Source organism: Sphingomonas sp. ERG5 (genome assembly GCF_000803065.1).
Classification (GTDB): Bacteria; Pseudomonadota; Alphaproteobacteria; order Sphingomonadales; family Sphingomonadaceae; genus Sphingomonas.
Map to the genome: position 1 here is coordinate 1 of NZ_JSXI01000028.1, position 23,457 is coordinate 23,457.

Sequence of the window (23,457 nt, forward strand, 5' to 3'; positions counted from 1 at the left end):
AATTGCCACCGATGAGCTGGACGGTGAAGGTCAGCGTATCGCCGGCGGCGACCGGCACCTGTTGCGTGGCTGGAATTGCGATCGACAGATTGTTGGCGGTCGCCGTCATCGACAAGGCCGTGCCCGCCGGCGTGCCGGTTACCTGTGTGATGGTCGCGTTCGAGCCCGTCCAGAAGGCGGGCGTGTTGGCCCCGGTATAGAGGTTCCGCGAGACGGCGAGGTTGGCGTTGGCGAAGATGATCGAATTGCCGCTGGTGGTGCCAGCGGAAGCGGAGCCGACAAAGACCCGTGACTGGACATATTCCGCCTGAGTGAATCTGCGCGTGACGCTGACGGTGGTGACGGCGGTGGTGGAGAGACCGCTGACCTGGAACGCGCCGCCGGTGATTTGCGACAGGGTTCCCGGTCCGGACAGGATGACGGCCGAGGAATCGCCATTATTGCCGTACAGGGACGTGCCGCCGAGCAGCGCGAGGCTGGCGGTGGTGAAATTGCCACCGACAAGCTGGACGGTAAAGGTCAGCGTATCGCCGGCGGCGACCGGCACCTGTTGCGTGGCTGGAATTGCGATCGACAGATTGTTGGCGGTCGCCGTCATCGACAAGGCCGTGCCCGCGGGCGTGCCGGTTACCTGCGCGATGGTCGCGTTCGACCCCGTCCAGAAGGAGGGCGTGTTGGCTCCCGTGTAAAGGTTGGTGCCGCTAAAAGTCCGCGTTACGGTGTTGCCGAGGCTGTCACGCTCGAGCGTACGATTGCCGCGGTTGTCATAGCCATAGGTGGTGGTGTTACCGGCCGAGGTCATCGTGGCGAGGTCGCCATTGGCTTCATAGGTGAAACTTACCGCGGGCGCAGGGTCACCGGTGCCAGACGGTGGCAGGATCAGCGACAGCAGATTGCCCGAAGCATCATAGCCAAGCCTGGTGGCCTGGCCCAGCGCATCGGTCACCGTCGTGATGCGCGCGACCGTGTCATAGGCGATGTCGGTGACGCGCTGTGGCGCGCCGCCCCCGATCGTCTCGGTGATCTTCGAAACCCGGAAACTGGTGTCGTATTTGAACTCAACCAGCGTGCCGTCGCTCTGGCTGATCGACGCGACACGCTGGCTGGTACCGTCATAGGTATAGCTGGTCTCATAATTATAGGTTGCCGGCACGCCACTGGTGACGGCCGCGCTATTGTCCAATGGGTTCAGGTTGACCTTGACCTTGGAAAGCCGGTTGCTTGCGTCATATTCATAGAATACCCGCGTGCTCGTCACGGCCGGCGAAACACTGTGGGTTTCGAGATACTGGAGCTGAAGGCCCCCGGTTCCGCCATATTGAAGCTGGGTATAGCCGCCATCGGCGGTCGTGATCCGCGTCAGCAGCGAGCCGGTATAACCATAAGTGACGCTGTTGTTGCCGCTGGTGTCGGATCGGCTGGTGATCCGGCCCGAATTACTATCGTCATAATCTTCCCGAACCTGTGTCTCACCATCGACCCAGGTCCAGTTGGTGCCCGACCTGGTCAACATATCATAAGCGCCGGCCCCGTCTGTCGCGACATAGGCGCTGTTGGTTGCATCCCAGCTATAGGTGACCTCGGACCCATCCCAATCGGTGCGCTTGACCGTGCTGCCGGCCGTGCCGTAGCCGGTTCCGCCGGTCAGGCCGAACACCCGGCGGTAGCCGCTTGCGCGCCAACTATCATTATTGTCGCCGTCCCAGCCGCCAAAACTGTTATAGGTCCGTGACACCACCGCATCCGGGCCGCGGCCAAGCAGCATCTCGTCGACCGCCGTCAGCATCAGATTGCCGGAGGCAGCATTCACATAAGCCTGCTCACCTGAACGCCCCAGCGTCGCCGACCCCAGCAGACCAGACCCGCCAAGCACGCGTGCCGAACTGCGCTCGATACCCGTGCCGCCCCCGGTGAAGATCGCTACCATCTGCCCAATTCCCCACATCAAGACCCGCACGCACAACCACGCACCGTCCCATCACAAGGGGGATCAGGAGAAAATCCGGATTGTTTAGCGATTTCTCAAAAAATTCTTGGCCCGGTGAGTAAGGTCATTGTCACCTGAGCGTATGAGTGCCTCAACCGCACCTCGGGGCTCGAACGATCCTGGTTTGACGCCGGCGACCCTACCGAAGGCTCAGCGCAAAGCCTTACCCATCAGCGCTGCCGGCGGAAAAAGAATAGCGTGCCAGGACGGCTACGCCCTCGCCGGGACGGAATCATGCCGCGACTGGAACAGGTCACCTATTCTCAACTCGATCATCTGATCTCCGCTGATCGGGAATCGGTTCGGCCATGGCCCCTCACGCAGGAGGGGGCAGTAAAGCCGAATCTCGCCGTCGATATAGCCTGACCGGTAATGCAGCTTCAGCTCGTCAAAATCGGGCAGCAGCAATTGGTCGATCGAGATGCCGAGCCAATAGACGTCAGCGCAGCAGCCAAGCCGATTTCAAGCAATTGCTTAGGGTTTGACCTGCTCCCCAGAAATCATGCCATTGGTAAGTTAGCTCGTGAGATGGAGACGAGCGATGCGGCGAGGCCGTTTTACCGAGGATCAGATCATAGGCGTGCTGCGTGAGCACGAGGCTGGCGTGAAGACTGCCGAGCTGTGCCGGAAGCATGGGATCAGCGATGCGACATTTTACAACTGGAAGGCGAAGTACGGCGGTATGACCGTGTCGGAGGCGGCACGGTTGCGGACGCTGGAGGATGAGAACCGTCGGCTTAAGAAGCTGCTGGCGGAGTCGATGCTGGATGTGTCGGCGCTGAAGGATCTGCTGGGAAAAAACTGACCCGGCCTGTGGAGCGCTACGCTGCGGTGGAGAAGCTGATGGCCGACCACGGCTTCTCCGAGCGTCGCGCCTGCAGGCTGATCGGGGTCAACCGGTCGGCATGGCAATATGAGCCGCTTCGCGGGAAGGACGATGCTGTCCGCGAGCGGATGCGTGAGATCGCCAACGAGCGCCGCCGGTTCGGCTACCGGCGGCTGGCGATCCTGCTCAGGCGCGAGGGGACAGGCATGAACCTGAAGAAGGTGTATCGGCTGTATCGCGAGGAGCGACTGACGGTGCGCAAGCGAGGCGGTCGCAAGCGAGCGCTGGGCACACGGGCGCCGATGGCGATCCCGCAAGAACCCAACCAGCGTTGGTCGCTCGACTTTGTGTCGGATGCACTGGCCTGCGGCCGGCGGTTCCGTATGCTCAACGTCATCGACGACTACAGCCGGGAATGCCTGGGATGCATCGTCGATACCTCGCTGTCGGGTCGGCGGGTCGTTCGCGAACTGAGCGCCATCGCCGAGCGTCGTGGGCTGCCGTTCATGGTGGTCAGCGACAATGGCACCGAGCTCACCAGTCACGCCGTCCTCGCCTGGTGCCAGGACACCGGGGTCGAGTGGCATTACATCGCGCCCGGCAAGCCCCAGCAGAACGGCTTTGTGGAATCGTTCAATGGTCGCTTGCGCGACGAATGTCTGAACGAGCACCTGTTCCACTCGCTGGCTGCAGCGAGACGGATCATCGAGGCATGGCGGACTGACTACAACACCGTGCGTCCGCACAGCAGCCTTGGCGGGTTGGCACCCGCCGAGTTTACGAACCGCCCACGCCAAGGGCATATGGACACCGAAGCTAAGTTATCAGCGGCCTGAAAACGGGGAGCAGGTCAGGTTGGCGACGACCAGAATCGGTAAATTATACGATAATATCAACGAAATATGGCGGAGCACTCCGATGGCCACGGGGCCCCTCGATCGCTCACGATCCGCGTTACTCATCAACGCGAGCGCCGCGACCGTCGTCTGCGAACAGTTTGCCGATTTGCCGATCGGGCGGCTCAGCTGGATCAGCTCCCAAACCGCTTCCCGCCGGAGCTACGGAACACATGATCCGGCTCAAGCTTGCGGGTTGAACCGAGAGTTGTTGCAAGATCAATTGCTTTGCCTCTCCCGCTGAATTGTCTAGATTCGGGACACTGGCTTGGGGCTGCTGATTCGACAGAATTGCGAGCCGGTTATCCGAAGGGGGCAAAATGGGCGCGGACCGTGCGTTGAGCATGTTGAATCTGATGTTGTGGGACAGCCTGATCGTGGCTGGACCCGTGCTCATTGCAACCCTGCTCGTCGGCCTGTTGGTCAGTGTTTTTCAGGTCACGACCCAGCTTCAGGAAGCCACGCTGAGCTATGTCCCCAAGATTCTCGTCGCAGCATTTTTGCTCATTGCGATCGGTCCGTGGATGATCGGGCGGCTGACACAATTTGCGACCTCACTCTATCTTTTGATTCCGACGCTTGCCGGCTGAACCACGGCAATGGACGAATTGACGGACAAGGCGGTCGCTATAGTATTGATCAGCTTGCGGATCGCCCCGACGCTGGCATTCGCGGCACCGTTCACGTTGCTGCGCGTCCCGGCTACGATTCGGGTTTTGCTGAGCATCTCGCTGGCGGCCTGGCTCGTATCGGCGCATCCAGCGCAAAGCTGGCAGCTGGACTTCTGGTCGCAAGGACTCTTCGTCACTGCGCTCGGGGAATTGTTTCTGGGAATTGCCTTATCGCTGTCGTTGCAGCTCGCCTTTGCGGCGCTGCTCACAGCCGGTCGCGCGCTCGACATTCAGGCTGGGTTCGGCCTGGCGGTTCTGGTCGATCCCACAACACGATCGCATATGCCGCTCGTCGGGACTATTTTTGCCTATGCCGCGGGTGTGATTTTTTTTGCCACGGAGGGGCCAGCTGATCTTCTCGCGATCTGGTCGGCCTCGCTTGATCATGTGCCGCTGGGCAGCGCGACCATCGGTGGCGATATCGCCGTTCTCAGCGGATATATATCGGGTGTTTTCGTCATGGCCTTTGGTCTGGGTGGGCTGATCATGCTCGCCCTGTTCCTGTCGGATCTGGCGATCGCATTCATGTCGCGCACCCTGCCCCAGATGAATGTGATGCTCTTGGGCTTTCAGGTGAAGGCCATGGTGCTGCTCGCCACCCTGCCGCTCGCAATCACATTGGCGGCATCGCTGTTTCTGCGCATGGTGCGCTACGCGCTCGAAACAGCACCGCGGCTGATCTGATCATGGCGGAAGCAAGCCAGGAACAGAACAAGAGCGAGGAAGCAACTCCCTTCAAACTCCAACATGCCCGCGAGAAGGGATCGGTCGCGCGTGGCACCGATTTAAGTTTCTTTGCAGGCCTGCTCGCTTTGGCGGGCTTTCTGACCATCGCTGGCGAAGCACTGGTTGGCCGGTTGGCTGAAATGATGCGTCGCGCACTTGCCGCTGGGATTGAACGAGCTGGCGACCCCCATGAGGCGACCGCAATCGTGGCGGCATCCTATTGGCCAGCGCTCCAGCCGATTATCCTATTCGGCGGCACCGTCGTCGCGGTCGTCGGTTTGCTGGAGATCATCCAGCTTCGGGGCTTTGTGTTCAGCGCGCAGCCGCTGAAACCCGATTTCAGCCGCATCAATCCAGCGAAGGGGTTGAAGCGGTTATTTTCGATACGGCTCTTGAAGGAAGCATTGAAGAGCCTGCTCAAGATGACGGTCTATACCGTCGTCGCCTTCCTGCTGATCCGCGCCGCAATCCGCGATCCCGGCAGCGCCATCACCGATGCCTGGACCCTGAGCGGCGCCCTGCGCAGTTCGGCGATGAAGATGCTGTGGACGTTCATCGCGATTGCGTTCTTCTTCGCGGCACTCGACCAGATTCTCACACGCGGCGAATTCCGAAAGCAGATGCGCATGAGCCGGCGTGAAGTGACGCGCGAAGCAAAGGAACGCGAGGGCGACCCCCGTATCAAGAGCAAACGCAAGCAACTCCATGCCGAATTCGTCAAGCGATCGGGCGGGTTAAGTGCGCTGCCGGGGTCGGACATGCTGATCGTCAATCCCGAGCATGTTGCCGTAGCCCTAGCCTATGACCACGATAAATCCGACGCGCCGATCGTGCGTGCCAAGGGCCGCAACCTGCATGCCCAAACGATGAAGATCATTGCTCGCCGATTGGGTATTCCGATTTTCGAAAGCCCGGCCCTTGCGCGCGCCCTCTATGCCGACTGCGAACCTGGCCGCGAGATCGGCCAGGACCATTATCACGCCGTCGCCGAATTCTATTTCAAGCTGGCTGCAACGCGGGCGAACCCGATCGACAAGGACTCCCGATGATCAACCGGCTGCTCAGCAACACCAAGGACCTTGCACTGGTCATCGGGATGATCCTGATCCTGGTGATCTTGTTTTCACCTATCCCACCGGCGATCCTCGATCTCGCGATCATCATCAATTTCGGGCTGGGGCTCACCATCCTGCTGCTGACCTTCTATGTCGGCAAACCAGTGGAATTCTCGACCTTCCCATCGCTGCTGCTCGTTGCCACCCTGTATCGTCTGTCGCTCAACGTCGCTGCCACCCGGTTGATCCTGACAGGCGGCAGCGCGGGCGATGTCATCGCATCGATCGGCACCTTTGCCGTCCAGGGCAATTTCGTCATCGGCCTGGTGGTGTTCCTGATCCTGGTCGTCGTCCAATATGTCGTGGTCACGTCCGGCGCGCAGCGCGTCTCGGAGGTGGCCGCGCGCTTTACGCTCGATTCCATGCCCGGTCAGCAAATGAGCATCGACGCAGATCTTAACATGGGTTTGATCGACCAGAAGGAAGCGGTGCGACGTCGTGAAGAGCTGGAGAAAGAGGCTTCCTTCTACGGTGCGATGGATGGCGCGAGCAAGTTCGTGAAGGGCGATGCGATCGCTGGTATCATCATCCTGCTGATCAATATCATAGCCGGCTGGATCGTCGGCGTCGTCCAGATGGGCATGGAGTGGGGCGACGCCCTGCAGCATTTCTCTCTGCTGACGATCGGCGACGGCATCGCTACCCAATTGCCTGCGCTGATCATCGCGATCGCGACCGGAATCATCGTCACGCGTTCCGCCGCCGACCGGCAGCTCAGCACCGAAGTCTTCCGACAACTCGCATCGGTTCCACGGATCCCGCTGATCGTCGCGGGTAGCTTAATGGTCCTGCTCCTGCTCCCCGGCATGCCGAAATGGCCTATCGCGCTAATCATCGCCCTGTCTGTTTTCGGCTGGTATCGCGCGCGTATCGCCGCGACCGCACTGGCCGCGAGCGAGAAGGGTGTGGTCATCGACGACGGCACCATGGTTGCCGCCGGTCCAGCCCCGCCACTCGAGCTCCGCTTCGGAAGCGACTTGAGCGATGCGTGGAAAAGCGACGAACCAATCATCATGGATCGGATCGCAAGCCTGCGCCGGCTGCACGAGCAAGACTATGGTATCGGCTTTCCAGCGGTGCGGGTTGCCGACGGCGCCAGCCTCGGGCCACTCGACTATGAAATTCGGCTGTTCGGGTCGCGCTTCGCGATGGCCGAAATTCATCCCGAATCCGTCCTGGCGGTGCGCACCGACGAGAAGGCAACCAGCCTGGCCGGCATCGAAGCGCGGGACCCCGCCTTTGGCCTGCCTGCCACCTGGATCGATCCGACCCTTGCGGGCCAGGCGCGTGACATGGGGCTTCGCGTAATCGACCCGGTTACCGTGATGATCACCCATTTTGCTGAAATCGTACGCAGCGAGATGGCGACCCTGGTTACGCGCAATGTCGTGGTGAAGATGTTGGAGGATGCCCGTGAGCAACAACCGGGGCTCGTCGAAGAACTGATTCCGAACGGGCTCGCGATCGCGGACATCCAGCGTGTTGTGCAGAATCTGTTGGCCGAGGGCGTCTCAGTCGCAAATTTCGACCTTATCCTTGAGCATCTGCTCGATCTTTCCCGAACCCAGAAGGATCCGGCCGAATTGACCGAGCTGGTCCGGCAACGAATGAGCTATTCAATCTGTCACCAGTTGCGCGGCAAGCATATCGATCTGGCTGTCCTCAGTCTCGACCCGCGGATCGAGAACCAGATTTCCGCCAATCTCACCCAAAGCGCGGCATCCGGCACGATGCTGGTCGAGCCCCGGCTCGCCGAGCAACTGATCCGCAAACTATCGTCGATGGCCGAAGCGATGTATCGCGACGGACGCGCGCCAGTGTTGCTCTGCGGCCCTGAATTGCGTCGCCATCTGAAGGCCTTTACCCGGCGTAGTGTACCAAAATTGTCGGTGCTATCGGTCAACGAAATCCCGATGCGCATCAACCTGCGATCGTTCGATATTATCCGAGTGGAGGCATGAGCCTCCACTCTATGAGTCCGGAGAAATTGTCATGACGGATATCCTTGGCGTGGATACGGGGACGAAACGCCCTGACCGGCTGGCTATCCTCTTGCCGCTTTTGGAAAGCGACCCCGGCAATCTGGCGCTGCTTGCCGATGCCGCCGAAGCTGCGCTCGACCTCCGCGAGGCGGGGATTGCGGGAGATTTACTGGATCGCTACGCCGCAATCTCGCCATTGCCGTCGCGCGAAGCAAACCTTGCAGGGCTCGCCGCACTGCAGATGAGACAGTTCGACCGGGCCGCGGAGATTTTCGCTACGCTCTTTGCCGGCGGCGCCAAGGACAACGCGCTAAGGTTCAACCTCGCCTGGGCGCAGGCCAACCTCAAGAATTTCGAGCAAGCGCTCGAGGTTCTCGATGACGACAGCGCGCGGGAGCTTCCGCAAGCGGCGATGCTGCGGGTTCAATTGCTGCACCAGCTCGCCGATTTTGACGGCGCGGGCGATGCTGCACGCGATTACATTCTTCGTCATCCCGATCATCGCGGACTGATGGCCGCCGTATCGGTCCTCGCGTTGGACATCGATGACGAAGCCCTCGCCGAAGCCTGCGCCGCCAGGGCGGGCGAGCACCCTGATGCACTGACCACCATGGGGACGCTTGCACTGGGTCATGAACGCGCAACCGAGGCGGTCGATCTGTTCGATCAGGCGCTTGCCGCCAATCCCGACTTGCCGCGCGCCTGGGTCGGTCTTGGGTTGGCGAAGATGTTGACGGGCGAGACGGCCAGCGCCGCCGCCGATATCGATCGCGGTGCGAATTTGTTCGGCGATCATCTCGGCTCGTGGATTGCAGCGGGGTGGGCGCATTTCGTTGCCGGAGATACGGCAACTAGCCGTGCGAGGTTCGATGCGGCAATGGCGCTGGACCCGAATTTCGCCGAAACCCATGGATCGCTTGCCGTGCTCGATCTTCTCGGCGGCGATATCGCGGAAGCCACCCGCAGGAGCGACATCGCATTGCGGCTCGATCGCAAATGCTATTCAGCAGCGCTTGCCAAATCGCTCATCGCGGCGAGCGGCGGGGATCACGCGACCGCACAACGTATCTTCGACCATGCCGCACGAACGCCGATCGGCGATAGCGGCCGAACAATCGGTCAAGCATTGGCGAAGATGGGCCTGGGCATCACGTGAGTCGATGCGCCCTGCTTCGCCGTTCCGTCGTCGAGCCGCCCGCAGCGCATCTTGAACCAGCAGCGCGAAGCGGCCCGGTCCGGCAACACCAAATACGCGCTTCCGCGTCTTTCAAGCCGACCGTCAGGACGTGCCCAGCTGACGCATCGCCCGGTCGAGCAAATCGCGACCAGCCGGAGATTCTTCGATGATCCTCGCGACATCGCTCGCGATAGCCTCAAAGGCGGGATCGTTGCCGATGGCTTCACCGAGCTGTTGAACGATCAGACCACGAACCAACGCGCGCTTCATGTCCTCATCGGTGATGCCCTCTCGTCCCGCCAGCGCGCGCAGGCGCGCCATTGGTTCAGGCGTACCGCTTTGCACCGGCGCGGGTTGGCCACGCTGTACAGTTCGATCCTTGCCGAGCCGGTTGAGCTGTTCCTGCAAGAGCAACAGGACCTGATCGGTGGGATTGATCCGGGTCATGCTGTTCAGTTCGGCCGCTTGAGCCCAGAGAACTGATCCAGCAGGAAGCTGGTAGCGGAGGCTGTGTCGCTGCCCGTTGCGGCATCGGATGCCACGGCATGCTGGACCTCAATGATCTGGCTGATGATGAGTTGCATGTCACCGTTCAGCGCTGGATTCTCATCGTTGACGGCGATCCCCTCATTCAGACGGGTGATTGCCTCGTCGAACTCATCGCGGATCAAATGGGTCAGCCCCCCGACGAAGAAACGTAGATAATGTCCATCCGGCAGCAGCGCGATCGGCCCCCAGGTCGTCAATGCATCGACCGCTTCGCCTGATGTGAGCTGGAAGAAACCGAGCTGGAAGCGAGCGATGGCAAAATCGGGGGCGATCGATACCGCTTGCTTCAACGACGGCAGCGCCTCGATCGGCCGACCGATCGAGGCGAGTATCGAACCGCGCAGAAAATGCAGCCGCGGGTCCGTTGGATACGCTTCGATCAACCGATCCGCGCGCAGAAGATCATCCTGATCATCCGATTGCATAGCTGCCATTAGGTCTTGCAGATCGGCATCGCTGCACAACGTAATGCTCGTCATATCTTTCTCTACCCTCTCGCTCTCAGTCGTTTGCGCAGCCGGTTCAAAGCGGCGTGATGTAGTTGCGACACACGGCCCCGGCTCAGCCCCATCAACTGGGCGATTTGCACGAACGGCAATCCATGATCGTAATGCTGACGCACCACGACCTGTTCGTTTTCCGGCAAGGCCCCCACCTCGCTTGCCAGAATTGCCTGAGACTCGCGCCAGGCAAGGCTATCATAAGCGCTCGGCCGCGTATCTGCTTCGCCCCGATCGATCAGCCCGGTCCCTTCGAGCATCAACCCGAGGGCCAGGCCCACCGCAAGATCCGACAGTGCCGCAAGCGCGTCATTGCCTTCCAACGGCATCGACCGCAATCGTTCCTGTTCGATGCGGTGGCGGTAACTCAGTTGCGCATCGATCTCACTCATCGTCGCGATGCCGTCGGCGACATTGCCCGCGATGCGACGCCGGGCATAAGCGGTGAAGGGAACGCCGCGCAACGGATCATAGCGATCCAGCGCGTGCAATAGTCCCTCGCACGCGAACTGATCGAAATCGCCGCGATCCAGGCGCGTGGTCATGCGTTGGCGAAAAAGCCGTGCCGCGACCGCCCGCGCCAGGTTGAAATAGCGATTGAACAATGTTTCACGACAACGCAGATCATCTTCGAAGCGATAACGACGCCAGAGTGAAGCTTCTTGCCGCAACGGATCGACAACAAGCTCGAGACCCGAGGGGGCACGGCCCGGCATCACCGAAAGCTTCCCAGCACTCCCTGGAGGATCAAGCTCCAACCGTCGATCAATACGAACATCAGCAATTTGATCGGCAATGATATCGTCGCCGGCGGCACCATCATCATGCCCAGTGAAAGCAATATTGCTGACACCACGAGATCAATCAGCAGAAACGGCAGCAGGATGACAAAGCCAATGGTAAACGAAACCCGCAACTCGTTGAGCATGAATGCCGGCGCAAGCTTGAGGATATCGATTTGCTCAGGCCGCTCAGGCGGCGTCGCTTTGGCGATCGAATAGATCGCCTCGATGTCCGCATCGCGCGTTTGAGCCAGCATGAAATCTCGAAGCGGCGCGGTGCCCTTGGCCATTGCTTCCTCCACACTGATCTTGTTGGCGAGCAAAGGTTGGACGGCCGCAGTATTGAGGGCGCTGAGCGTCGGAGACATGGTGAAGGCGGTCAGAAACAAGGCAAGACTGATAAGTACCGGATTGGGTGGCGTCTCCGGCATTCCAAAGGCATGGCGCACCATCGAGAGTACGACAATGATCCGTATGAAACTCGTCATGCAGATCAGGATCGAGGGCACGACCGCCAGCAAGGTGAGGATCAGCGCAGTGCGCACGACGTCAGACGACATGCCGTGGACCGCCGATGCCGCCCAAGCGGGTGTCGCCGCCGTCAGCATCAGGCCAGACAGCACAGCCCCAGAAGCCATTGTCCTTAATCGCATGGCAGACTGCCATCCGCGGTGGGTGGGATCGGACGATCGCGCAGGACTTGCGCGTTGTTCTGTTGCAGCAGCAGCAGATATTCGCGTTCGCCATGCTGTACCACGCTGATATCCGCGTGCACGCTGAGCCGCCTTGTCTCGACGACCCGGATTGCACCGGCGCGCGGCTCGATACGAGCAAGCCACGCCTTCAAATCGATCTTGCCGCTGCGCTGCTTGATCAACAGCGCGGCAAGGACGGCGATAACAATGCAGATCACCAGCGAGACGACGATCCGACCAAGCGACACATCGAGATCTCCGCCACCGCCCAACGGTACCGAACGCCCCGGCATGGCTCGATTCGCCAATGTCGGCGATGCCCATAACAGCATGATCGGCCAGAACCGCGACACCAGTTTCACTGTCCGATCTCTGTTATTCTCACGGCAAAATTATCGCCGACCGCAACCAGTTCGCCTCGCGCGACGGTGATGCCGTTCAGACGGAGGTCAACGGCGGAATTGAGCGCAGCATCGAGCGTGATCACTGCATCTCGCCCGAGTGCGCCTAATTCCGCCACGGTCATGGTCGCTCGCCCAAGATATCCATCGAGCACAACCTCGACCGAATCAATCAACTTGGCATTGATCCCACGTGCCGGGGTCACCTGCGCCACGGCCGGCGCAGCGCCAGCCTTGATCTTCTGTTCGGTCATGTTGAAAGTTACCTGTTAATGGGTTCGAGGAGTTTGAGCCGCAGACTATCGTCAACGTGATCGATCATGCATTTACCCGGCAAGACCGCCTTGCCGTCGAGCACCAGCGCGATTGGTTTTTCAATCACCTGATCAAAGACCAGAACGTCTCCCTCACTCAACCCTGCCATCTCGGAGACGGTTAACGAACACCTCCCAAGCGATGCTGATATCGCCAGTTGCTGCAACGCCAGCCCCATCGACATCGGCAGAAGTCTATCGCCGGGCGGTGCGGTCGGCATATCCGCCTTGCGCATGTCTATCACCAGGTCCTCACCGGCAACAATCCGCAGCAACGGCACCTGCGGTTCAACACCCAGACCGAATTCGCGCGGGGTGACGATATCAGGCATATCGGCGTGATCGACGATTACCCATGAGATGTCGGACGGCAATCGGAACGCGACTGTCAGTCGATGGCCAAGATCGTCCAGACAAGCCCGTGCAAGGTCCTTCACGACCCGTTGATCCGCTTCACTTGGGTGTTCCGGTATCGATGCATCAAGCATGCGCGCCACCAGCTTGGTAGGCGCAGCAGCAGGAACTGCGATCGCAAGGCCGTGACCGGCTTTCATCCAATATCCGTCACGCATTGCGGCGGTCCCAGCGGATGAAGGGCTAATATCGATTGGCCGCACGACAGCGCGTACGAACCAGGCGACCGACCATTGCCCGATCACTTGATTGAGAAGCCCGCCTAATGCGGCATCTCCTAAGGCCGCCTCCGGCAGCCAATTTCTATGGATACGCCGCACAAACTCCACCCTTCACTCTTGTTCGATCAGCCCTGGCCGCGAATGCCGAAAAGCTGCTGAATCATGTCATTGGTGACGCTGATAATCTGCGAGGATGCCTGGAAACCACGCTGGATCAGAATCAAATCACCGAACTCCTTTGACAGATCAACATTCGACGCCTCGAGCTGCCGCGACTTCACGCTACCCGCGCGAGGATCGCCGCTCGCCATCAATACGCGTTGCGCTGTACCATCATCGCTGAACAGCCCTCCGCTGCGCTGCGTCAGCGCCTGGGGGTCGCGAAAATCGGCGATTGCGATCGATCCCAGTTGCTTGCGCTGCTGATTCGAATACGCGATCTCCAACTGGCCCGAACTGTTGACCAGAATTGAAGTTGCCGTGCCCGACGGGTATCCGTCCAAGGGTGAAGCGCTGATTGACGTTCCTCCCGAGAAGGTGTTCACGCCAGTAAATTTGAGCGTGACGGATAGTCCGTTCGCACCTTTGACAGTGAATGAGGACGTTGACGGATCGAGCGTGCCGTCCGGCAGGAACTTTAATGTTCTGGACGGCGTCTGACTCCCGACCTCTGCGCCGGTTCCATCAGTGATCTTAATGGTCCATTGAGCCCCCGGGGATCCTGGTACTGGATCAGTCGCTTTGGTAAAGGTGGCAGTCCACAAATATAGCTGCCCATCCGCGCCATACACTTTGATATTACCCGCCGTTGGGGGAGCGGTGGAGCCGGTTGGAGTCGTTAAACTGCCGGTAAAATTAATCTCCGTTGTCGCCTTTGGCGGGTTGGTCTGTGCCGTATCGATCGAGAGACTGACGGGTTGACCCGAGGCATCAAACGTCGCGAGCCGGTAGTTGGTGCCCGCCAGGACGATATAGCCATCCTTATTGACCTCGAAGCTGCCGGTCCGTGTGTACAGAGTCTTGTCGCCGTCGAGGAGCGTTAACATGCCGCTACCGTCAATCGCGAGGTCCAGATCCCGATCGGTCTTGCGCAGTTCGCCTGGCGTGAAATTGAGCTGGCTATCCGCGAGTTCGACCCCGTGCCCCGATCCATTGTAGTTGTTGTTGTAGGACACGCTTCGGCTTTTTGTACCGAAGGAATCGCGAAAGGAGACGGTTGATGCCCGGAAGCCCTGCGAATTCAGGTTGGTGATATTATTACTGATCTGCTGCAGCCCATGCGAATAAGCGTTAAGCCCGCTGAGACCGATATAGATTGATCCGAACATTACGGCGCTCCTTTCCGGATCTGGATGATGCTGCTGAGAGCGATCTTGCTGATCTCTTGTCCGCCAGGGATGGTCGTCATGGTGATCCGCGGCTCGCCGCTCTCGAACGCAATCGCGGAAACCTTGCCAGTGAGACGCCCCCCATTCACAGCGATATCGACCTGCTGGCCGAGAAGACCCGATGCCTGAGTGGTCGCCTGCGCCGTGACCAGTGACTGAAGGCGATCATTGGTCGTCTGGCCGATCTGAATCTGCGAGAATTGGGCGAGTTGCGAGACGAACTGGAAATTGTCCATCGGCTTCAGCGGGTCCTGATAGGTCAGCTGGGTCAGGATGATCTTCAGCAACGCATCGAAGCTCAATCCGAAAGCCGATGTCGCAGCTGTTTGAGCAGATTGTTTGGGTGCGGAATCAGCGAATGAAGAGACGGGGTCTACCTGCACATCAATGGCCTTGCTGGGGAGTTGAGGGAGGCGTCCCCGGATCGCCGTTGATACGGATTTCTCGCATTACAAAACCGTGTCGCGACAGCATCGCCATCATCCGGGCGCGCAGGGTCGCCCGCTCGTTGAGGCTGAATTTCTCGATCCGCGCCAGAATATCGATGCCATGCTCTCCGGCCTGGACCGAAAGATGCGTCTCGGGCGCCGCACCATCCAACGGCCCCAAGGGTCGCGGCGGTTGCCGACGGTCGGTGCGCGGTGGACTGGCGCCGCCACTATTCTTCTCCGCCCGCGCTTCAAGTCGAGCGGGTGCATGATGCTGGTTCGGGGTCGGCGCAGCAGCGGTAGCAATGACTGGCAGGTTCGCTGGCGACGGGCGAGAGGCGGGCCCCGTCGCTATCGATGCCGAATCATACGGTGTGTTGATCATGAATTCCGGCCGCGGCTTGACGGGATTGTTGCCGAGGCCCGAAGAGGAAACCACTTCCCCCGAAAATGCGTTCGTTGATGGAGATCTTGGCGCGGACGGATCCAGCTTTTCATTCTCGATATCCGGCTCGACCGAGGATCGGGACATCACGGCCTTTTGTCCCTGCGGCGAAGCCTGGTCGGCAGCAGGCGGCGGCTGAAAAAATCCGTGCTCGTTGAAAACGTCCGCCGCGGACAGGACCTGCAACCTGGTTTCATCGGAATCGGAACCAGAGTCCGCAAGGCGTGAGCGGGCAGCCGCCAGCATTCCATCGAAATTCGACGTCGATTCCCTGCTGACTCTGGACGGCGGTGCAGCCCGGGGTTTCTCTCCATCGGGACCGGCATGAGCGTTGGCGATGATCATCTGCGCGACCAGTCATAGGTTATGCGGTCGGACAGAGCGTCGAGCCGCTTTTCCTCCCGGTGACGCGCAACATTGCGCCGGGCATTGCGGAGATTGTCCGTGGTCAAACGCACCCTTGCTTCCGCAAGTCGCCATATATCCTGCTGGCGCTGATGGACATCGACAGCCTCGCGGTGCTGCTGATCCGCATTTTCAGCCGCGGTTTCGCGAGCGACCAGGCGAATTGCCAACGCTCGCGAATAATCGGGTGCGAAGCCGGATTGCGCCAGATATTCGATCCACTGGTCGCGTGCGATCCGCGCACCCTCATGCGCCGCCTGCTGCTCATCATACGCAACGGTCTCCGCCGCGCGCGCCTGCGCCACCGCGTCCTCCGCCTGCGTTTTCATCGCTTGATGAACCTCTGCCAGCCTGGCGATTTTTATCGGGTCAAGCTGCCTACGCATATGCAGCAACCTTGCCGACAATATCCCGCAATCGTTCGACGGTGTCGACAAGCATAGTCTGTTCATGCCGCGTCTGGCGCAGGAAATCACGCAGATGGTCCCGCGCGGCGATGGCGCGGTCGACCGCCGGATTGCTGCCGGTTTTGTAGACGCCGCTTTCGATCATCACCCGCGCATCGTCATAGACCGCCAGCATCGCCGCCGCCTCGCGCATCGCGCCGGCATGTGAAGCAGACACCAGCCGTTCCGATTGCCGGCTGATGCTGCGGGCAATGTCGATCGCCGGGAAATGCCCCTGCTCCGCCAAGGTCCGCGACAGAATGATATGGCCATCGAGCAGGGACTTCATCAGTTCCACAATCGGATCGTCGACGTCGTCCGTTTCGCTCAATACGGTCATGATCGCCGAGATCGCCCCCCCACCTGCAAGGGCGCCGCATCGTTCGACGATTCGCGGAAGTGCGGCAAAGACATTGGGCGTGTAGGCTCGAACGGTCGGCGGTGCGCCCGCAGCGAGCCCGATCTCGCGCAACGCCATTGCCATGCGCGTCACCGAATCGATCATGAGAACGACATGCTCACCGCGTGATCGCCAATAGTCGGCGAGGCACAATGCATATTGCACCGAACGGACACGCAAGGCCGCACTTTCATCGGACGTTGCCGCGACGAGCGTAAAGCGCCCCGCATCCTCGCGGGCCGACAATAGCCGCCACAAAGCCTCGACCTCGCGGCCGCGCTCACCCACGAGGCACAATATGGTCCGATCGCTGCCTGCCTGGGTCGCAAGCTGTTCCATCACACTGGTCTTGCCAACGCCGCTCGCGGCAAAAATGCCTACCCTTTGCCCGACGCCCAATGTCAACAGACCGTCAATCGCGCGGAGCCCGGTTTGCAACACGCGAGATGGATCCGCTCGCTCCATCGGCTTCGGCACTGATCCGCCCAGCGGTACATGGGCATCGGCGCGCACCTTCGCGCCGCCATCGATCGGCTGCCCGAGAGCGTTAACCGCACGGCCAGCGAAACCGTCCCCGACCGCAACGCGGCCGTGCCGGGGCCGGGCAACCACCTTCGCGTCAAGCCTGATCGCCATGTCCTGCTCAAGCGGAATCAGGATGATCCGACGCTCATCGACGGCCGCAATCTCGGCGGGAACAAGCTGTATCCCGTGCCCGTCGGCACTGATGCACTCGATGTCGCAGAGATCGCCGAGTTGCCCCACCGGACCACTGGCTTCCACCATGCCTGCCGTCACCTTACGGACTCGTCCATAGGGGTTCGCGAAATCAGTTTCCGCAAGGCGTTCCAAAAAGACATGCGGCTTCATCGCGCCACGTCCTCGGCGACCAATGTACCGAGAAAATCGTCGAGTTCGCGCCATTGCGACCGCACACCGAGATCAATGTGACCGAGTTGGAGGTCGAAGCGGCAATCACCCGATGCGAGCGCAGGATCCGTAACGATTTCGATAGCGCCAGATCCGGTGCGCACAGACAGCGCATCCAGCGCATCATCATCCTCGAAATCGTCGGTGCTCACGCGGATGGTCGCGATGCTTTCGTGACGCATCGCATCGACGCGGTGCGCGATCAGACGCGCGACCAGATCGCCGAGATCGTCGCTATCCTTCACGAGCTTGGCGAGCGCCGAGCGAGCGATCATTACCGCCAAAGTATCGAGCGCCGACAGCCTGTCGTCCCAGCTGATCCGGGCAGCAAGCAGTGCCTGTTCGATCGCCGCCAGCCGCCGGTCGGCCTCTTTCGTCACCTCATTCCGTCCCGCACTCTCTCCCTCTTTGCGCGCGGCTTGTTCAGCCCGCACGCCATCTTCCCGCATCCTGACGATCGTATCGTGCAAATCCTGGATCTCGGCCCGCGCTTCATCCAGCGCCAACTCGACCGCCGAACGCGGCAATACAGGGTGTGGCACCGCACCGCCCTGCCCTGTCCGGCCAGGATCGAAAGGTTTGACCAACGAGGTTGCCGACTGAGCCTTGATCAAGCCCGTCATGCTCGTCCCTTTCGAGGACCGAGCAGCCCACCCATGGCGCCGAGCAAAGATCGGCCAGCGGGATCCGCCTTGCCCATCCCAGGCATCTGGGCGGGCCGATCCAGGTCGGCGGCAAGCAGCAACGCCTGCCGCGTTGCCGGCGTGAACCGGTCGCTTGACGAGCGCGCGCTACCGATCAGCGTGGCAAGCCATGGTGATATCACATCGTCGCCAGCAGTCGGCCCGACGGCATCATTGACCGATCCCGCAGCCACCCGAACGCGCAACGCGTCCAATGCAATACGCTCTTCGGCAGTGAGCGCCGACAGGATCGCATTGCGCATTGCGGCCGGCAGTGCCGACAATTCATCGATAAGGCTCGCACTCGAATCAGGCACGCGCATCCCCTGCGCCTATTGTCTGCCTGATCCGGTCAACAAACGCATCACGCTCAGCCAGGGAAATAACCGGTCGCCGCATCCGCATGAATAATGCCGCTCCGGCGGCGATGAAGAGTCCGACCAGGCCGATCGTCCACCAACTGGCCCAACCGGTGTCCAATTTCAATTCCTGCGGCGGAATTGCCGGTCCCTGAGCGGGCGCAGGTACACTGGACGGCATCGCATAAGGCGAAGCGCCGGAAGGTCCGATGACAGGCCCCTGCTCGAACGAGATATTGTCACCGCGATTCTGATCGAATCCAATCGCCGACGCGACCGCACCCCGTGCAACAGATTGATCTTCGGCATTCAACGGGGCGGTAGTCAGCACCGTCATCTGCAGCCTGAAATTGCGCTCGCCACCGTTCTTGCCAAAGGGCGCAGGTGAGGCAGTAGCGGCGCCTGGCGCGCCGTCGCCGGCCAAGGTTTCACCACCCCCGACGGGCAGCATCAATGCCTTCACGTCAAACTGCAATCCGGGCAGCACATTGGCGATCGCAGATTTGACGCGCGCACTATAATAATTCTGCGCGGCCTGCTGTTCTTCCACTTCGGGAACCGCAGCACGTGTCGGCGGCTGGCTGACGACATGGCCATTCCCGTCCAGCACGGCGACTTCCCCGAGAAGCAGATCGGGCACAGCCGATGCGACCAGTTGCTGGATCCCGGCAACCCGCGCCGCGTCAAGCTGCTGTCCTGGCCGGGTCACGACCTCGATCGCCGCCTTCGGCGTGCTGCGATTGCCGCGAAACAGGGAGCGTTCCGGTATTGCCAGATGCACGCGAGCCGTCTCGACGCCCTCCATCATCATGATCGTCCGCGCGAGTTCCCCCTGCAGCGCACGCTGATAGTTGATCTTCTGGGCGAAATCGGTGAGGCCCATGTCGGATTTGTTGAACAGTTCGAACCCGACCGAGCCCTTTAGCGGGATATCGGAACCGGCGACGGCCAGCCGAACGGTATCCGCTTCGCCCACCGGAACGAGAATCGTCGTGCCTTCATCGCGCAAGCGATGAGCGATACCCTTTGAGTCCAGCTGAGCAACGATTGCCGACGCATCGGCCGGCTTCAGGTTCGTGTAGAGGACGGCATAGTCGGTGCGCAGGAAGAAATAATAGCCCAGTGCCAATATCGCACACAGCGCAACGAACACGCCGATGACGACGCGCCGCTGACGAATGCCCGACACCGGGTCCTTGATCGTTTCACTGGCCATGGTGTCAGATCTGCATGTTCATGACGTCGCGATAGCCCTCGACCAGACGCGCGCGGACCTGCATGGCCAGTTCGACCGACATCCGCGCTTCCTCCAGCGCGAAGGTCACCTGATGGACTGGTACCGAATCATCGAGAGCGAATTGCTTGACGAGAGAATCGGCGGTCGAAAGCTTCGCCTCGACCTGCTTCATGCCGGCCGCCAATATGTCGCCGAAACCCGCACCCTGGACGGGCTGCTGGGGCAGCGCTGCGCCGCCCAACTGCATGATGACCGGATCCGCGGTAATCGCCGAAACCGCCGTAATGCCTGCAAAGGCGCTCATGACCGCTGCCCCAGCTCAAGCGCCCGGCTGTACATCTGGTGCGCGATATTCATTGCCGTCAGATTTGCTTCATAGGCGCGCGATGTCTTGATCAGCAGCGTCATCTCTCCGGCATGATCGATGTTGGGATAACTCACAAACCCTTCGGCGTCCGCCTGAGGATCGCCCGGTTCATAGACTCGCCGGACACCACCGGGCATTGCTTCCAGACCAATCACTTCGACACCCTTCGGACCGGAGGCGCTCGAATTGGCCGCGATCAGGTCGGCAAACTTGACTTTTGGGGCCGAAACGAGCCGCATCGCTCGCACCGGATCGCCCGATGCAGTGCGGCTGCTGTTCATATTGGCCAAATTCTGGGCAATGACCTGGAGCCGCTGCCATTCGACATCCAGGCCGGTGCGGCTGATCTGCATCGCGTCCATATTATTGCCCCCCACGCACGGCGACGCGCGAAATCTGCATTTGGCGCCCGAGCAGGTCGAGCAAGGCAGTGTAGCGAAGCGCCGTTTCGGACGCCGTTGCCAGTTCCAGGTCGAGCCTCGGCTCATCGCCAAGGGATGACGGGTCGGCACGGGTTATCCGGAGTGTCATATCGCGCACCGCATCGGGGCCCTTGGCCGCCGCCGCCTTCAGGCTTTCCTCGAACTTGACCTGCACCGGTCGGAAGTCGCGCGAGCTCGCACTCGCGATATTCTGCGCCGTGGCCTGCGCGCGCAACGAAAGGCCGTCGAGCGCCTTATTGATGATCACGGATGAAATCGCGTCCATGCCATTATTCCTATTGAACGATGATATCGGCGTGCAAAGCGCCCGCAGTCTTGATGGCTTGCAGGATACTGATCATGCGCCGCGTGCTGACCCGCGAGCGCGACAGGCCCTGAACCAGGTCACCAACCGTCGTATTGGGGAAGCGAACCACCGTGTCCCCCACCGTGTCATCGACATCCAATTTGGTGTTGGTGACGACAAGGCTGCGCACATCGTTCGCGAATCCGGCGATGAAGCCTGGTTGCGAGGCATAGTTTTCGGCCTTGATCGTAATCTTGATATCGCCCTGCGAAATGGCGACGCTGGAAATCTGGACATCGCCGCCAGCCACGATCGTCCCGGTTCGCTCGTTGACGACCACTCGCGGATGGCTTTCGGGGCGGACCGACAATGTTTCGATCTGCGCCAGGAATGCGGTCAGCGTCGACGGATCGCCGGCAAAGCGCACTTTGACCTGATCCGCGCTTTTCGCCGATGCGGTGCCAAAACCAAATCGGCTATTGATGATCTCCGCGATGCGCTGCGCGGTGCCGAAGCTCGGATCGCTCAGCAGGAAGGACAGCTCGCCATTTTTCAGGATTTGCGCGTCGACCGCTGATTCGACGGTCGCCCCACTCTGCAGCAACGCAGTGGTCGGATAGTTGCGCTGCTGCTGATTGAGTTCGCTTTCGAAGCTGTAGCCCCCTGCGACAAGCGCGCCCTGCGCCAGGGCATAAGGCCGCTGATCGGGACCCAGCATCGGGGTCATCAGCAAGGTTCCGCCCGCCAGGCTGCGCGCATCGCCGATCGAGGAGACCGTCGCATCGATACGGTCGCCGACATTGGCCGATGCCGGCAACGTTGCGATGACCATCACCACCGCCACGTTGCGGCTGCTGATCTGATCTTCCGTTACCGTGGTGCCGAGTCGGCTCAGGACGTTGCGAAGCGCCTGACGGGTGACGGCATTGCGGCGCGTGTCACCGGATCCGGCAAGGCCAGTTACCAAGCCGTACCCGATCAGCGCATTCTCCCGCCACCCGTCAAACCGGCCAAGGCCTCTCAGCTGGACTTCCTGGGCCATTGCGGGACCCGCGATGGCCGTCAGAAAGAGCAGCGCTCCAGCGATCAGGGTACGCACGCACGACACCATGATCATCAGCCGAGTCCAAGAAAGCGGAAGACGCGATTGATCAGTCCGGGCTTGGCGCTTTTCGATACGAAACCGCGCCCATCATAGTTGATCTGCGCATTGGCGACGCGGTTTGACGCGACCATGTTGTCCGCAGTGATATCGGCCAGGCGGACGCGGCCGCGCACGCCGATATTGCTGGTCTCGCCATTGACCCGCATCTGCTGTTCACCCGTGACGATCAGATCGCCATTGGGCAGGACTTCGCTGACCACCACGGTGATTTGCGTGACGAAACGCTCGCTGCGCTGCACCTGGCCGCCACCGGTATAACCGCCGCCGAACGACAGATTGCCGGACTCCGCGAGCGAGCCACCGCTGATCTGCCCACTGAGCCGCGAGCTCTTGCTGGAATCGCTCTTCGCGGTGTTGGTCGCCTCGGCCGCCTGATAGACAATGACGGTCAGCGCATCGCCAACCTGGCGCGCAGTACGATCGGCGCTCATCGCCGACCAGCCATTGGGCTTGTACAAATCGTCGGCCCAGGCGACCGGCGTCAGCAGCGACGCCATTCCCGCCACCAGTCCCGCGGCCAGACGCGTGCGGCACATCATTTCGCGCTTCCCTCGACCGCAAGGCGTAACGGCGCGGCAAATACTTGCCCGTCCTGGTCGCGCACGAAGATACGCTTGCCGTTTCCGTCCTGCATCGCCGTCACGACGCGGTCGATGCGCACCGGCCCGACAGTCGAAACCAGTGTCAGAGGCTCGCCCTTGCGAATGCCCTTCACACGCGGCGTCGCCAGGCGCCCGAGATAAGCCCCCGCCGCCAGATCGCTCCCCGCCAGCGCCACATTCGCCCGCCGGTCGAAGACGATGGAAGCGGCACCGTCCTCCCGACATGCGGCCGGCGCGATGATATCGGCGGTCAGCGCCGCGCCGCGTGCCACGGACGCCGTGGATATGGCGCAAGTGCCGCCCGGCACGGTGTCGAGGCGGATGCGCGCGGCCAGCGTGATTGGACCCATACCGCCCGACACCGGCGAGAGGCCCGGGACAGCCCGGCGGACCAGCAGCACCAAGGCGGCACGCGACATCGTCATCGACGCGCGGCCCATGGGCAGTTTTGCGACCACGCGCCGGGACAGGTCGGCGCGCCGGGCCGCCGACAATACCGCCAGATCGACGATATCGCCGATCCGCACGACACGCTCGGCAAGGTCGACCCGCGATGCAGCGACCAGCGGCGGAGAAAGCGGCGCGGCAACAGCCGCCGCCATGATCAGCGCGATCAT

28 protein-coding genes are annotated in these 23,457 nt (G+C 61.0%); 6 read left to right on the plus strand and 22 right to left on the minus strand.

The features are described from left to right. Nucleotides 1-1,927 (minus strand): RHS repeat protein (locus OO12_RS11570; protein ID WP_034158858.1); only part of this gene is annotated, 1,927 nt, incomplete at its 3' end. 601 nt (nucleotides 1,928-2,528) lie between these two features. Here OO12_RS11570 and OO12_RS11585 point away from each other — a divergent pair. From OO12_RS11585 to OO12_RS11610, 6 genes are all read left to right on the plus strand, one after another. Continuing rightward, nucleotides 2,529-3,649 (plus strand): IS3 family transposase gene (locus tag OO12_RS11585; RefSeq protein ID WP_152616369.1). Its coding sequence is split into 2 segments (ribosomal slippage): nucleotides 2,529-2,778 and nucleotides 2,778-3,649, totalling 1,122 coding nucleotides; the frame shifts between segments, so codons are not numbered across the junction. A 380-nt stretch (nucleotides 3,650-4,029) separates the two neighbouring features. After that, a complete protein-coding gene (locus tag OO12_RS11590) occupies nucleotides 4,030-4,299 on the plus strand; it encodes a flagellar biosynthetic protein FliQ (RefSeq protein ID WP_034158860.1) in 270 nt (89 codons plus the stop codon). 9 nt (nucleotides 4,300-4,308) lie between these two features. Next, the gene (locus OO12_RS11595) at nucleotides 4,309-5,064 is read left to right on the plus strand and encodes a flagellar biosynthetic protein FliR (RefSeq protein WP_034158861.1); all 756 of its coding nucleotides are present in this window, start codon (nucleotides 4,309-4,311) and stop codon (nucleotides 5,062-5,064) included. 2 nt (nucleotides 5,065-5,066) lie between these two features. After that, on the plus strand, nucleotides 5,067-6,155 hold the full coding sequence (locus OO12_RS11600; RefSeq protein ID WP_034158862.1) for an EscU/YscU/HrcU family type III secretion system export apparatus switch protein: 1,089 nt from the start codon (nucleotides 5,067-5,069) through the stop codon (nucleotides 6,153-6,155). Then, on the plus strand, nucleotides 6,152-8,182 hold the full coding sequence (locus OO12_RS11605; RefSeq protein WP_034158863.1) for a flagellar biosynthesis protein FlhA: 2,031 nt from the start codon (nucleotides 6,152-6,154) through the stop codon (nucleotides 8,180-8,182). Before OO12_RS11600 ends, OO12_RS11605 begins: the two co-directional genes overlap by 4 nt. Nucleotides 8,183-8,213: 31 nt before the next feature. Further along, nucleotides 8,214-9,359, plus strand: a complete 1,146-nt coding sequence (locus OO12_RS11610; RefSeq protein WP_034158864.1) for a tetratricopeptide repeat protein — start codon at nucleotides 8,214-8,216, stop codon at nucleotides 9,357-9,359. A gap of 123 nt (nucleotides 9,360-9,482) precedes the next feature. Here the strand turns inward: OO12_RS11610 and OO12_RS28535 are convergent, their stop codons facing one another. From OO12_RS28535 to OO12_RS28545, 21 genes are all read right to left on the minus strand, one after another. Further along, nucleotides 9,483-9,827: a hypothetical protein gene (locus OO12_RS28535; RefSeq protein ID WP_034158865.1), complete on the minus strand. Its 345-nt coding sequence runs from the start codon at nucleotides 9,825-9,827 to the stop codon at nucleotides 9,483-9,485. A gap of 5 nt (nucleotides 9,828-9,832) precedes the next feature. Then, nucleotides 9,833-10,408: a tetratricopeptide repeat protein gene (locus OO12_RS11620; protein WP_152616371.1), complete on the minus strand. Its 576-nt coding sequence runs from the start codon at nucleotides 10,406-10,408 to the stop codon at nucleotides 9,833-9,835. 8 nt (nucleotides 10,409-10,416) lie between these two features. Continuing rightward, entirely contained in the window at nucleotides 10,417-11,145 is a 729-nt protein-coding gene (locus OO12_RS11625; RefSeq protein WP_052215774.1) for a sigma-70 family RNA polymerase sigma factor, read from the minus strand. Further along, a complete protein-coding gene (gene fliP / locus OO12_RS11630) occupies nucleotides 11,145-11,819 on the minus strand; it encodes a flagellar type III secretion system pore protein FliP (protein ID WP_235364761.1) in 675 nt (224 codons plus the stop codon). Before fliP ends, OO12_RS11625 begins: the two co-directional genes overlap by 1 nt. A gap of 35 nt (nucleotides 11,820-11,854) precedes the next feature. Continuing rightward, the gene (locus tag OO12_RS11635; RefSeq protein ID WP_034158867.1) at nucleotides 11,855-12,268 is read right to left on the minus strand and encodes a hypothetical protein; all 414 of its coding nucleotides are present in this window, start codon (nucleotides 12,266-12,268) and stop codon (nucleotides 11,855-11,857) included. Beyond that, nucleotides 12,265-12,561, minus strand: a complete 297-nt coding sequence (locus tag OO12_RS11640; RefSeq protein WP_052215775.1) for a FliM/FliN family flagellar motor switch protein — start codon at nucleotides 12,559-12,561, stop codon at nucleotides 12,265-12,267. The genes OO12_RS11635 and OO12_RS11640 overlap by 4 nt, the downstream gene beginning before the upstream one ends. 8 nt (nucleotides 12,562-12,569) lie before the next feature. Next, a complete protein-coding gene (locus tag OO12_RS11645) occupies nucleotides 12,570-13,193 on the minus strand; it encodes a FliM/FliN family flagellar motor switch protein (RefSeq protein ID WP_034158868.1) in 624 nt (207 codons plus the stop codon). A 188-nt stretch (nucleotides 13,194-13,381) separates the two neighbouring features. Next, nucleotides 13,382-14,584: a flagellar hook protein FlgE gene (locus OO12_RS11650; RefSeq protein ID WP_034158869.1), complete on the minus strand. Its 1,203-nt coding sequence runs from the start codon at nucleotides 14,582-14,584 to the stop codon at nucleotides 13,382-13,384. After that, complete coding sequence (locus OO12_RS11655) at nucleotides 14,584-15,027, minus strand: flagellar hook assembly protein FlgD (protein WP_152616372.1); 444 nt, start codon at nucleotides 15,025-15,027, stop codon at nucleotides 14,584-14,586. The genes OO12_RS11650 and OO12_RS11655 overlap by 1 nt, the downstream gene beginning before the upstream one ends. Nucleotide 15,028: 1 nt before the next feature. Beyond that, nucleotides 15,029-15,862, minus strand: a complete 834-nt coding sequence (locus tag OO12_RS28015) for a hypothetical protein (protein WP_152616373.1) — start codon at nucleotides 15,860-15,862, stop codon at nucleotides 15,029-15,031. Beyond that, nucleotides 15,859-16,251, minus strand: a complete 393-nt coding sequence (locus tag OO12_RS11670; RefSeq protein ID WP_034158873.1) for a hypothetical protein — start codon at nucleotides 16,249-16,251, stop codon at nucleotides 15,859-15,861. The genes OO12_RS28015 and OO12_RS11670 overlap by 4 nt, the downstream gene beginning before the upstream one ends. Before the next feature lie 49 nt (nucleotides 16,252-16,300). Beyond that, nucleotides 16,301-17,692, minus strand: coding sequence for a FliI/YscN family ATPase (locus OO12_RS11675; protein ID WP_327196020.1), 1,392 nt, complete (start codon nucleotides 17,690-17,692; stop codon nucleotides 16,301-16,303). Beyond that, nucleotides 17,635-18,321: a FliH/SctL family protein gene (locus OO12_RS11680; protein ID WP_034158875.1), complete on the minus strand. Its 687-nt coding sequence runs from the start codon at nucleotides 18,319-18,321 to the stop codon at nucleotides 17,635-17,637. The genes OO12_RS11675 and OO12_RS11680 overlap by 58 nt, the downstream gene beginning before the upstream one ends. Further along, the gene (locus OO12_RS11685) at nucleotides 18,318-18,698 is read right to left on the minus strand and encodes a hypothetical protein (RefSeq protein ID WP_160296789.1); all 381 of its coding nucleotides are present in this window, start codon (nucleotides 18,696-18,698) and stop codon (nucleotides 18,318-18,320) included. The genes OO12_RS11680 and OO12_RS11685 overlap by 4 nt, the downstream gene beginning before the upstream one ends. Next, entirely contained in the window at nucleotides 18,691-19,956 is a 1,266-nt protein-coding gene (gene fliF, locus OO12_RS26880; protein WP_052215776.1) for a flagellar basal-body MS-ring/collar protein FliF, read from the minus strand. Before fliF ends, OO12_RS11685 begins: the two co-directional genes overlap by 8 nt. Before the next feature lie 4 nt (nucleotides 19,957-19,960). Next, entirely contained in the window at nucleotides 19,961-20,281 is a 321-nt protein-coding gene (fliE, locus tag OO12_RS11695) for a flagellar hook-basal body complex protein FliE (RefSeq protein ID WP_052215777.1), read from the minus strand. Then, entirely contained in the window at nucleotides 20,278-20,706 is a 429-nt protein-coding gene (gene flgC, locus OO12_RS11700; protein ID WP_034158877.1) for a flagellar basal body rod protein FlgC, read from the minus strand. Before flgC ends, fliE begins: the two co-directional genes overlap by 4 nt. 1 nt (nucleotide 20,707) lies before the next feature. After that, nucleotides 20,708-21,052 carry a flagellar basal body rod protein FlgB gene (locus tag OO12_RS28540; protein WP_034158878.1) on the minus strand — a complete coding sequence of 115 codons (345 nt, stop codon included), beginning with the start codon at nucleotides 21,050-21,052 and terminating at the stop codon, nucleotides 20,708-20,710. Nucleotides 21,053-21,062: 10 nt separating this feature from the next. Beyond that, complete coding sequence (gene flgI / locus OO12_RS11710; RefSeq protein ID WP_235364763.1) at nucleotides 21,063-22,190, minus strand: flagellar basal body P-ring protein FlgI; 1,128 nt, start codon at nucleotides 22,188-22,190, stop codon at nucleotides 21,063-21,065. Then, entirely contained in the window at nucleotides 22,190-22,777 is a 588-nt protein-coding gene (locus OO12_RS27485) for a flagellar basal body L-ring protein FlgH (RefSeq protein WP_034158879.1), read from the minus strand. Before OO12_RS27485 ends, flgI begins: the two co-directional genes overlap by 1 nt. Continuing rightward, the gene (locus tag OO12_RS28545) at nucleotides 22,774-23,457 is read right to left on the minus strand and encodes a hypothetical protein (protein ID WP_034158880.1); all 684 of its coding nucleotides are present in this window, start codon (nucleotides 23,455-23,457) and stop codon (nucleotides 22,774-22,776) included. Before OO12_RS28545 ends, OO12_RS27485 begins: the two co-directional genes overlap by 4 nt.